Below are 11,533 nucleotides of genomic sequence, written 5' to 3' on the forward strand. Positions count from 1 at the left end.
CACAAAGAACGGGAAAATAGTGCCTAAATTTGCAATTTTTTATCAGCTCAAGTGAGCGTTGACGAATATCGGTAATTATTCAGACCTTCCTTAGGCACCGGCTTCAAAAGCGTGTGCCCAAGCCGCGCTTAACGCCAGCCGACGCGGTCGAAGATACGTACCGCTTCCGGGTTGTTCTCACCCAGGATGCTGATGTTGATGTCGTCTTTAGCGAAATCGCCCCAAGACTCCAGCACTGGGTTTTTCTTCACGCCTTCTACCACCGGGAACTCGTAGTTACGCTCGGCCAGCACTTCTTGCGCTTGGTCAGAGGCCAGGAACTCCAGGAAGCGAATGCCGTTTTCCGGGTTTTGTGCGTTGGCGACTAAGCCTGCACCACCTACGTTCACGTGGGTACCGCGGTCATCCTGATTGGGGAAGATCACGCCCACTTTGCGCGCGGCTTCACGCTCGGCGGCATCGTCAGAGTGCAGCATACGCACGTAGTAGTAGTGGTTACCAACCGCTAGGTTGCACTCGCCGCTGGCAACGCCAAGAATCTGATCGGTATCACCGCCTTCCGGGTCGCGGGCCATGTTGTTCACAACGCCCTGGGCCCACTCCTGCGCGCCCTCTTCGCCGTGGTGCTCAATCAGCGATGCCAGCAGTGACTGGTTGTAGATGTTGTTGGAAGAACGGATACACACTTGGCCTTCAAACTGCGGGTCGGCAAGATCTTCGTAGGTAGCAATCTGGCTCGGGTCGAAGTTTTCGCGGTTGTAGTAGATCACGCGGGCGCGCTGGCTAAAGCCAAACCACATGCCTTCTGGGTGACGCATGGATTCCGGCAGGCGCTCGTTAAGTACATCAGAGTTTACGCTTTGAAAAATACCGTCTTGCTCGGCGCGCCACAGGTTGCCTGCATCCACGGTCAGCATAACGTCGGCGGGGCTAGCCACGCCTTCACGCTGCATACGCTCCATCAGTTGGTTGGCATCGCCTTCCAGCACGTTTACTTCAATGCCTGTCTCTTCAGTGAACGCTTGGTAGAGAATTTCGTCAGAGTCGTAATGGCGTGCGGAGTAGATGTTGACTTCATTAGCGAGTGCGCTGCTGGCGAACGCAGAACCGGCCATGATGGCAGCTACGGAGGCCGTAAGACGTGCTTGTTTCATAACAAATACCCTGAATGTTTATGATAATAAGTTGCATTACCGTCATGGCGTATTGAAACGCCTTGTTCGAAGGACGTCAAGCGAAATGCTAATGACTCGCATCACTTTTTGTGCCTAGACGTGCATCTCACGCCAATAGAAAATAGAATGCAAATAACTTTCAACCGTGTTCGCAATGGCTGAGCGGTCAGCGCTCTCCCGGCGAACAAACCATGGGTGAACGAATGACGGCAACTGTGTCCCTTTCTGAGGTGGCAGCACCTGCATCGGCGCTGTCGCTACGCGATGTTCAGCATACGTTTGCGGCTAACAAAGTTGTTAAAGGTATTGATCTCGACATTGCTCAGGGCGAAGTGGTCTGCCTGCTTGGCCCTTCCGGCTGCGGTAAAACCACGCTACTGCGCATTGCGGCAGGGCTGGAAGTGGTCCAAGAAGGCACCGTCAGCCTGGAAGGGCAGGCCATTGCCGCCCCCGGCAAACGCCATGTACCGCCGGAAAAGCGCAACGTCGGGCTGGCGTTTCAGGATTCGGCGCTGTTCCCCCACCTTAGCGTGTTGGAAAATGTCACTTTCGGCTTAAAGCATCTGCCCTCCAGCCAGCGCCGTGAACGTGCGCTGGAGCTATTAACCCAGCTTGGCATGGCTGACTACGCCGATACCTACCCGCATATGCTCTCCGGCGGTCAGCAGCAGCGCGTGGCGCTGGCCCGAGCTCTGGCACCTACGCCCAAGCTAATGCTGTTGGATGAACCCTTCTCCAGCCTGGACGCTCGGCTGCGTGATCGGATTCGCGACGATACGCTGCACGTGTTGAAAAAGCTGGGCTCTGCCACGCTGCTGGTGACTCACGACCCGGAAGAAGCGATGTTTATGGCCGACCGTATCGCCTTGATGCGCGATGGCAAAATCGTCCAAACGGGTACCCCGCGGGAGCTTTACTGCGCTCCCGTCGACCCATTTGTGGTGACCTTCTTTGGGGAAGTGAACGAGCTTGAAGGGATGGTGGAAGGAGGCGTGGTACAAACGCCGGTAGGCGACATAGATGCCAGCTGGTTGCCAGAGGGTAGCCAGGCCCAGGTGATGATCCGCCCGGAGGCGCTGCGTATCAAAGAGCGCGACCTGCCTGCGGAAACCCACAGCCACAGCCACGTGGTGATGGCGAAACTACTGGGCCGCACTAGCTTGATTCACCTATGTGCCCACGGTGCTGATGGCCAAGAAGCGCACCTGCACGCCCGGGTGCCAGGGGTCTTCCTGCCCCAGGAGGGGCAGCCGATCGATATCGACCTCGACCACTCCCAGGTGTTTATCTTTCCGCGTTAGTTGCGCGTTTTAATTACTCAGCTTGGCTGCCTGGGCGCGCCCGGCGCATCGCCAGGCTGAGCAGAATTACCGGTAAAATCCCCACCACCACAATGGTGAGCGATGCAGTAGACGCCTCCGCCAAGCGCTCATCGGACGCTAAACTGTGAGCGCGCACCGCCAGCGTATCGAAGTTAAACGGGCGCAAAATAATCGTGGCGGGCAGCTCCTTCATCACATCCACAAACACCAGAATGCCCGCAGCCAATAGGCTGCTGCGCATCAGTGGCGTATGAATACGGCGCAGCGTGCCCCCGGCGGTTTGCCCCAAGGTGCGCGAGGCGGCGTCCATGCTTGGCGTCACTTTGCCCAGGCTCGCCTCTACTGCGTTAAACGACACCGCCAAAAAGCGCACCACGTAGGCGTAAATCAAAATAAACGCCGTGCCGCTAAATACCAGGCCGATGATCTTATCGTAATGGGCATGAAGCCAAGTGTTGAGCGCGTTATCCAGCCAGGCAAACGGAATTAAAATGCCCACGGCCACCACCGAGCCAGGAATGGCGTAACCCATCGCCGCAATGCGGGTAAACAGTCGCGCGCTGGGGGAGTTGTGCAGCCGCACGCCGTAGCTCAGCAGCACCGCCAGCCCCACCGCAATCAGCGCTGCCACCGTAGCCAGGCTTAAACTGTTCATGGCAAAGCCGATAAAACGCGTGCCAAATAGGCTGTCGCCGGTAGTAATCGCCATTTCCAGCAGAATACCGCTGGGTAGCATAAAGCCGATGGTAACGGGGAGCAGACAAGCCAGAGTAGCCCCTGTCGCGTGCCAGCCGTGCAGGCGATACTCCGGCAACTGCTGATAGCGGTTGGTGGTATGGAAGTAGCGACGCTTACCTCGTGACCAGCGCTCCAGCAGCACAAAGGCAATCACAAAAGTAAGCAAGCAGGCGGCGAGCTGGGCAGCGGCAATCGGCTCGCCCAGGCCAAACCAGGTACGGTAAATACCGGTGGTAAATGTGTCCACGCCAAAGAACTGCACCGCGCCAAACTCATTGAGCGTCTCCATCAACACCAGCGACACGCCACCCACCAGCGCTGGGCGCGCCAGCGGCAGCGCAACGCTGGCAAATAAACGCCAGGGGCCGCGCCCTAGCGTGCGGCCGACATCCAAGACGCACACCGACTGCTCTAAGAAGGAAGCGCGGGCCAGCAGGTACACATAGGGGTAAAGCACGAAGGTGATCAGCGTGGCAGCGCCCCCCAACGAGCGTACATTGGGGAAGTAGTAGTCGCCGACCTGCCAGTGAAACCACTCCCGCAGCAGGCTTTGTAGCGGCCCCGCCACCTGTAGAAAATCGGTGTAGGCATAAGCAATCACATAGGTCGGCACCGCCAGCGGCAGCAGTAGCGCCCACTCAAACAGGCGCTTGCCGGGGAAGCGACACATCACCACCAGCCAAGCGGTCCCTGTGCCAATTACCAGTGTGCCTAACCCCACCCACAGTACCAGCCAGAAGGTGTTGGATAAGTAGCGAGGCAGAACCGTGCTGGCCAAGTGCTGCCAAACGCCTTCGGTGGGCATCACGATATGGCCAAGCACGACCAAAATAGGCAGTGCAACAATCAGGGCAATCAGAAAAAGTGCAATTGACCAAGGGTTAAGCGACAGCGTAAAGCGTGATGCGAAACCTGAAAGCAGAGCCGATGGTGACCGGCGAGCAGGTGTAGACACGTCGTTGGCTCCTTGGACGAGGGGCAGCATGGCTCGTCAATGCGAAAAAATAGCGGTTGCAAATAGTATCACTTGCGTCAGTGGGGTGCAGCCAGCATTCGGGCAGGCAAAAAAATCCCCCCGCAAAGCGGAGGGATTTAGCGTTGGCCTAACAACTGATGTGTTAGTAGCCCACCATCATGCTAGGTAGCCCGGTAATCAAGCTGGGGAAGATAGACATCAGGATACAGGCCAGAATGATGATCGCCACAAACGGTACCACCGCTTTGTACAGATCGACGATCTCAACCCCTGGCGGTGCCACCCCTTTGAGGTAGAACAGCGCATAGCCAAACGGTGGCGTGAGGAAGGAGGTCTGCAGTACCACAGCCACCATCACCACGAACCACAGTACGTCCACGCCCATCTGAGCAATGATCGGCAGCATAATCGGGAAACTCAGCAGCACGATGCCGGTCCAATCCAGGAACATGCCCAGGATAAAGACCAGGAATAGCATCAGCAGCAGCGCGCCAAAGGTGCCGCCTGGCATGGCCAGTACGAAGTCGCTGATCACCGTCATACCGCCGCCAATGGAGAACACGCCGGTAAACGCCGTCGCGCCCACCAGTACCAGCATCACCATGGTGGTGGTTTTACCCGCTTCGATCAGCGTGTTGTAGCAGGTAGAGAGCTTGCGGTCGCCAAAGATCAAGAACAGCAGAAAAGCGATAAAGACACCAATCGCCGATGCTTCCGTAGCGGTAGCGATCCCGGTAAACAGTGCACCCAGCACGCCTAAAATCAGCGACATCGGTGGCACGACGTATTTACCCAGCATCACCAGCAGCTGTTTGGTACTTACCTCAGCGCGCTCCTCTTTAGGCACTTTGGGGCCATAGCTGGGTTTTAGCCAACAGATCAGTACCACGTAAAGAGCGTACATCACGCCCAATAGCAGGCCCGGAATCAGTGCCCCGGCAAACAGTGCACCCACCGAGACAGGCGAGTAGCTGGCCATCAAGATCAGCATAATGCTGGGCGGGATCAGAATGCCCAGACAGCCGCTTGCCATGATGACACCCGCGCTTAGCTCTTTGTTGTAGCCGTACTTGAGCATTGGCACCAGGGCAATCATGCCCATTACCGCAATGGACGCCCCGACGATGCCGGTAGTGGCCGCCAATAGTACCGACACCACCACCACGGTCAGCGCAAGGCCGCCGCGCACATTCGCCAGCAGCAGGCGCATGGCGTCGAACATCTTCTCCGTCACGCCGGAGTCGTTGAGAAAGCGCGCCATCAAAATAAACAGCGGAATGGCGACCAGCACATAGTTGTCCATGGCGTTGCCATAAACGTTATTAATAATAATGCCGAGGGTATTAATGCCGGGGCCTAGATACGCGCCGATTACCGCCATGCCGCCCAGCACAAAGGCTAGCGGATGGCCCATAAACAGCCCGACCAGCAGCCCGCCAAACATCACCAGCGTCAGTAGTTCTGCACTCATGCGGACTTCTCCTCACGCAGCTGCATAATGGCGCGCAGCACAATGGCAATCGCCTGTAGCAAAATCAGCGCGGCGGCCACTACGATGACCCCTTTCACCGGATAAACGGGAATCGAGACCATGCCATAGGTGGTTTCGCCACGGCTAAAGGAGCGCTCAAAGAAGCGCCAGCCGTAGGTCAGCAGCAGCCAAATAAACGGCACGAAGAAAACTAGGTAGCCAATGAGATCCAGCACGGCCTGCTTCTTACGAGATAGCAAACGCTTCACCACATCCACCTCAACGTGGGCGTGATGACGCAACCCGTAAGCCGCCATGAGCATAAAGTGAGCGCCGAACAGCATCTTCGTAATATCGAACGCCCAGTCGCTTGGGCGGCCGAAGAAAAAGCGCGACACAATGTCGTAAAGCACTATGAGAGTAATGATGGCAATTAACGGCGCGATAATGCGGCCAAACAGCTCGTTAATCGCATCGATCGCCTTGGCAATCGCATTCATGGAAGATCTCCGCAACTGAGCTAAGGCCGCCCCGGCAGGTGCTGGGGCGGCAATGTTACGCTTTTATAGTGAGTGCCTTATAGGCAGGCTTCGATCTCTTCCAGTGAGGGCAGGTTATCCATGGTGCGGCTCATGTTGAACGGGGCCGTCACATCACGCCACGCTGCATACTCCTGCAAGTAAGTGATCATGGAGTGGTAGACCTTGGCGTGGTCAGGGTTCTCGCAGGCACCGCGAACGATGACCTCGTTAGTGATGTCCTGGATACGCGCCAGATCCTCTTCAGAGAACTGGTTGATGGTCACGCCCGCGTCGATAAACTTCTGGGTCGCTTCGGTGGATTCGCGCTCAGACCAGGAGAGGGACCACGCCATGGTGGCTTCGGCAGCGATACGCAGCTTGACTTGCGTCTCTTCAGAAAGCGCATCCCAAGAATCTTTGTTGATCATAACGCCGAACACGCTCGCTGATTGGTGCCAGCCTGGAGTTGCCCAGTAGTCGGCCACTTCGGCGAAGCCTGCCTTGAAGTCAACGCCGGGAGTAGAGAACTCACCTGCGTCAATCACGCCACGCTCAATGGCTTGGTACACTTCGCCACCAGCCAGCGTGACCTGTGAGCCGCCCAACTCTTCAAGCACACGGCCCTGGTCACGGCCAGAAAGACGCAGGCGCTTGCCTTCCAGGTCAGCGATGCTTTCGATGGGAGTGCGGCCCATAAAGCCGGATTCATTGTTGGTAATACCGTAGGGCAGGTAAACCATGTTGTACTGGCCATAGATCTCTTGGTAGAGCTCAAAACCGCCCCACTCCTGGATCCAGTTAAGGTAATCCACGCCGTTGAACAAGCTGGTGGTGGTGGCCAGCGGCGAGAACGCCGGGTTTAAGCCTGCCCAGTAGCCGGGCCAGTCACCCGCGGCTTGGATAGCGCCGGTTTCAGTGGCGTCGAAGACTTCGGTGCCGGGCATCAAGGTGCCGCCTGCGCGGAAGTTAATTTGAACTTCGTCGCCCGCTAGTTGGTTAACCAACTCTGCCCAGTGCTGGTCGATCTTGATCAGATCCAGGTTCTCCGGCCAGGTGGAGGTCATGGTCCACTGCTCTTGTGCCTGGGCGGTGGAGGTGAGCGCGGCGAAAGCGACGCCAGCGGCAAGGCTGGTCAATGCGAATTTTGTAGTCTTTTTCATTGTATGTTTCCTGGTACTTTGGCGGTTAGCGTTATTAGTGTTAATGACCTGAAAGCAGGAAAGTACAGCGGGCAGGCTGACGTTTACGTAAAGTAAAACATCCTGCGCTGCATCGCTAAGCTAGCACATACCCCCCGCTGCAGCGCAATATCAGTAATACAAGGAAGCTAACGCGGGCTTTGTTGCCGTTTTATTTGAAAAATGGCAGTCAAAACATCGCTTTAAAATGCTATTGGGTGCACTTCCACAGGGGGTCTATGGTGATAAAACGTTGAAAAGCACCTATTTGTTAAACCAAAGTTGTAAGAGAATTTTTATTTTAAGGAGTTGCCATGGGCAGGCCGCACCACGCTGAGCCTACCTCACCGGCTAGCACTGCCGTTGCACAACAAGCTGCTGTGTTAGCCAGCTATGCCCGCCGTTTAAAACGGCGCGGCTGGCGGGGGCTAGTGTGGCTTAACGGTGCTCCAGAGCAGGCGCGCCAGCAGGCGTTGGCGCTATGGCAAGCACTCGACTGGAGTGCGCCACTGTGGATAGGGGATGACCAGCAAGCGCCGGTAGCACCGAGCTTGCCAAGCCGCAAAGCGCGCACCCGGCTGGGAGCAGAGCATCAGCTTGTGATCCTGGATGCCAGCGGCCACCAAGGGTTAGATCCAGATGCCCTAGGCGCACTAGCGGGCACTGTCAGCGCTGGCGGTCTACTGGTGCTGGTTACCCCAGCGACGTGGGGCAGCCAACCCGATCCCGACTACGCCCGCCTTGCCGATCACCCCTGGCCATGGGAGGCGCTCAGTGCTCACTACTTAGCGCGGCTGGCCTGTCAGTTGGGCGAGTCGAGCGCCGTGGTTCGCTGGCCCGTTGGTGGTGCGCTATGGCTACCCGCTTTGAGCAAACGGCAAGAAGCCGCCGCGCAATGGGACGATGCTGACTGCCTCACCCTAGACCAGGCCAGCGCGGTAAGCGCGCTGGTCAAGCTCAAACGCCGCCGCCCGCTAGTGGTGACTGCCGACCGGGGGCGAGGCAAAAGTGCCGCTCTGGGCATAGCCTGCGCGCGGTTACTGCAGCAAAGCGGTGACGTAGAACTCCTGCTCACGGCCCCTCGGCTTAGCGCAGTGGAGAGCGTCTTTAGCCGAGTGGCGGCGCTGTGCCCTGAGGTGACGCAGCATGGCCCTGCCGAGGTGTCGCTTCCCAACGGCAGTCGGCTGCGCTTTTTGCCGCCGGATGTACTGACGGAGCAGGTAGAGCAGGGCACGCTAGGAGGCAGCGGCAGTATGCTGCTGGTGGATGAAGCCGCCGCCATTCCGGCGTCGTTGCTGGCCCGCTGGCTGGCGGCTTTTCCGCGCATTGCGTTTGCCACGACGGTGCATGGCTACGAAGGCTCGGGGCGCGGCTTTGCGCTGCGTTTTCGCGATGTGCTAGACCGCCAAGCGCCCCAGTGGCGTGAATTGACGCTGCAAACGCCAATACGCTGGTCAGCCGGTGACCCGCTGGAAGCCGTCATTCAACACCTGCTTTTACTCGATGCACCGCTGCCCAAAGCAGAGCCACACCAGGGCGAGCGGCTTCCCAGCATGGTGATTAGCCAAGCACAGCTAGCAGAGCAGGTCGTTCTGCTGGAAAAGCTGTTTGGCCTGCTGGTGCAGTCCCACTACCGCACCACGCCGAGCGATTTACGCCAACTGCTGGATGGCCCCGGCACTTCGCTGCGCATGGTGCTAGGCAGCGATGGGGCTGACCCCCAAGCGGTGCTGATCACGCGAGAAGAGGGCGGCTTTGAGGCCGCGCTTGCCGAGCAGGTGGCGCGAGGCGAGCGCAGGCCTCAGGGGCATTTGTTGGCGCAGTCGCTGGCGGCCCATTGCGGCAGCCGTGAGGCGCTAACCGCCCGCTGGCGGCGGGTGGCGCGCATTGCTGCTCACCCACAGCGCCGTCGCGAAGGGCTGGGGCGGCAGCTGTTAGAAGAGGATATGGTCAGCGCTGCTCAGCAAGGCATTGGCTTGTACGGTGCCGCCTTTGGCGCAGAGGCGTCGCTGCTGCGCTTTTGGCTGGCACTGGGGTTTGTGCCGGTGCGTTTAGGTATTACCCGAGAAGCCGCCACTGGCGAATACGCCGTGATGGTCGCCAAATCGCTCAACCAAGAGGGGCAGTCGGTGCTAAGTGAATTAACCGCTGGCTTTGCCGCTTCGCTACCCGGCCTGTTGGCGTTTGAATTGGCAACACTGCCCGCTTCGGTGGTGGCGCTGTTGCTCACCTCGCTCCCCGGCCATCCGCTTAGCGTAGCCGAGCACCAAGCCATTCACGATGTCGCTTATGCCCGCCGCGACCCCGCCCTGGCTCGCCCGGCGCTGCAGGCGCTGGCGCGTGAAGCCGGCCGCCAACCGTTAGGTGAGGCCCAGCAGGCGCATCAGCAGCTCGCTGCTTGGGCCTACCAAAATCAGCCGTTCGCTAAGGCTCAAAAAGAGGCCGTACAACGCTTACGTCAGGCTGTACAGCAGGTGTTCGAAGCATGTGCGCTTTTCCCCAGTGAGCCAGAGCGGTAAAGTAAGCCCGTTATCGATAATGAAGAGTTTCCATGAACGCACATCTAGCAGCGCTCGAACCACGCCTTGTATGGCAGCACTTTCGCACCCTGTGTAACACGCCACGCCCCTCCGGCCATGAAGCCGCTTTGGTGGCGACGTTAGAAGCCTGGGCCGATGCTCAGGGGCTCACCCACGACCGGGATGCCTTTGGCAACCTGCGCATTCGCAAGCCCGCAACGCCCGGCTGTGAAGGCGCTCCCGGTATCGTGCTGCAGGGGCACCTGGATATGGTGGCCCAGGCCAACTCGGGGCATGAGCACGACTTTACCCGTGACCCCATTCGCACCGTGGTCAAAGAGGGCTGGCTTCACGCTGAAGGCACCACTCTAGGGGCGGATAATGGCATGGGCGTGGCGGCCATTTTGGCCGTGCTGGAAGACCCCGAGCTGACTCATGGCCCGCTGGAAGCGCTGTTCACCCTGGAGGAAGAGACCTCCATGGGCGGTGCGCTGAACCTTGCCGAAAACTGGTTGGAAGGCTCGCTGCTGCTCAACTTGGATAGCGAAGACCGCGGCGAGGTGTATATCGGCTGTGCGGGCGGCGCGGATGTGGTGGTCGACGCTCAACTGCCCAGCGCTGCCCTGCAGGAGGGTGAGCAACTCCTTTCTCTCTCGCTCACCGGCCTGAAAGGCGGCCACTCGGGCATGGATATCCATAAGCCTTTGGGAAACGCTAACCGCCTGCTGGTGCGCGTGCTGTGGGCACTGGAGGCCTTCGATGCCCGCCTGGTGAGCTACCAGGGCGGCACGCTGCGCAACGCCATTCCCCGTGAAGCCTTTGCCCAGGTAGCGCTGCCCGCCGACGATATGGACGCCGCCCTGGCGGCCGTTGAGAAGCTGGCCGTGACCCTCAAAGCCGAGCTAGGCAGTGGCGATAGCGGCTTGGTATTGACCGCCGCCCGTGCCGAACAGGCCGACGCTGAGCCGCTGACCCTGGACGCTAGCGCCATGCTGCTGGCCGCGCTTCATGCCGCCCCCTGCGGCGTCGAGCGCATGAGCGCAGACGTACCCGGCGTGGTCGAAACCTCCAATAACCTGGGCGTGTTAAGCGTCGAGCAGGGGCGCTTCCACCTCTGCGCCCTGGTGCGTTCGTTGCACGACAGCGCTGCCGAGGCAATGGCTGGGCGTTTTCAGGCGCTGTTTGGGCTAATGGGTGCACGGGTGAAAGTCGAGAACGGCTACCCAGGCTGGGCACCCAACCCGGATAGCCCGCTGCTGGCCACTTTCAAGGCGCGCCATGCGGCGCTGATGGGCCACGCACCCGAGGTGAAAGTGATTCACGCGGGGCTTGAGTGCGGCATTTTAGGTAGCAAATACCCCCACCTGGATATGATTTCCTTTGGCCCGCTGATTCGCGGCGCGCACTCCCCGGATGAGCGAGTGGAAATAGCGTCTGTGGCGGAGTTCTGGGCCATGCTGCGCGATCTGGTGGAAGCGCTGGCGAAGTAACGCCGCGCTCATGCTACCCACCCGCAACAAAAAAACGGCACCGAGGTGCTAATGCCAGTCAGTTAAGAGTTTCACCAATGAGCTGACAATGCGATATTCCGGTATCAGTGATTCTCTGATACCGGATTTTTATGCATTTTAGT

Annotated in this window: 8 protein-coding genes; 3 read left to right on the forward strand and 5 right to left on the reverse strand. The window is 58.8% G+C overall.

The features are described from left to right. Window positions 1-128: 128 nt before the first annotated feature. Entirely contained in the window at window positions 129-1,154 is a 1,026-nt protein-coding gene (locus tag ACIGG6_RS18015; RefSeq protein ID WP_399846464.1) for a Fe(3+) ABC transporter substrate-binding protein, read from the reverse strand. 224 nt (window positions 1,155-1,378) lie between these two features. Between ACIGG6_RS18015 and ACIGG6_RS18020 the strand changes: the two genes are divergently transcribed. Next, window positions 1,379-2,476 (forward strand): ABC transporter ATP-binding protein, encoded by a 1,098-nt coding sequence (locus ACIGG6_RS18020; RefSeq protein ID WP_253505491.1) that lies wholly within the window; start codon window positions 1,379-1,381, stop codon window positions 2,474-2,476. 13 nt (window positions 2,477-2,489) lie between these two features. On the opposite strand, the gene ACIGG6_RS18025 is transcribed toward ACIGG6_RS18020, so the two are convergent. The 4 genes from ACIGG6_RS18025 to dctP all read right to left on the reverse strand — a co-directional run bounded on the left by ACIGG6_RS18025 (window position 2,490) and on the right by dctP (window position 7,363). Then, the gene (locus tag ACIGG6_RS18025; RefSeq protein ID WP_399846466.1) at window positions 2,490-4,190 is read right to left on the reverse strand and encodes an ABC transporter permease; all 1,701 of its coding nucleotides are present in this window, start codon (window positions 4,188-4,190) and stop codon (window positions 2,490-2,492) included. A gap of 163 nt (window positions 4,191-4,353) precedes the next feature. Continuing rightward, on the reverse strand, window positions 4,354-5,682 hold the full coding sequence (locus ACIGG6_RS18030; RefSeq protein WP_062361834.1) for a TRAP transporter large permease: 1,329 nt from the start codon (window positions 5,680-5,682) through the stop codon (window positions 4,354-4,356). Further along, window positions 5,679-6,182 carry a TRAP transporter small permease subunit gene (locus ACIGG6_RS18035; RefSeq protein WP_399846468.1) on the reverse strand — a complete coding sequence of 168 codons (504 nt, stop codon included), beginning with the start codon at window positions 6,180-6,182 and terminating at the stop codon, window positions 5,679-5,681. The genes ACIGG6_RS18030 and ACIGG6_RS18035 overlap by 4 nt, the downstream gene beginning before the upstream one ends. Before the next feature lie 77 nt (window positions 6,183-6,259). Next, on the reverse strand, window positions 6,260-7,363 hold the full coding sequence (gene dctP / locus ACIGG6_RS18040) for a TRAP transporter substrate-binding protein DctP (protein WP_399846470.1): 1,104 nt from the start codon (window positions 7,361-7,363) through the stop codon (window positions 6,260-6,262). Window positions 7,364-7,695: 332 nt separating this feature from the next. Here dctP and ACIGG6_RS18045 point away from each other — a divergent pair, with 332 nt between their 5' ends. Together ACIGG6_RS18045 and ACIGG6_RS18050 are read left to right on the forward strand one after the other, a co-directional pair. After that, a complete protein-coding gene (locus tag ACIGG6_RS18045; protein WP_399846472.1) occupies window positions 7,696-9,900 on the forward strand; it encodes a tRNA(Met) cytidine acetyltransferase TmcA in 2,205 nt (734 codons plus the stop codon). A gap of 32 nt (window positions 9,901-9,932) precedes the next feature. Beyond that, the gene (locus ACIGG6_RS18050; RefSeq protein WP_399846475.1) at window positions 9,933-11,390 is read left to right on the forward strand and encodes an aminoacyl-histidine dipeptidase; all 1,458 of its coding nucleotides are present in this window, start codon (window positions 9,933-9,935) and stop codon (window positions 11,388-11,390) included. Window positions 11,391-11,533 lie beyond the last annotated feature (143 nt).

This window comes from Vreelandella lionensis, assembly GCF_044543515.1.
GTDB lineage: Bacteria > Pseudomonadota > Gammaproteobacteria > Pseudomonadales > Halomonadaceae > Vreelandella > Vreelandella lionensis.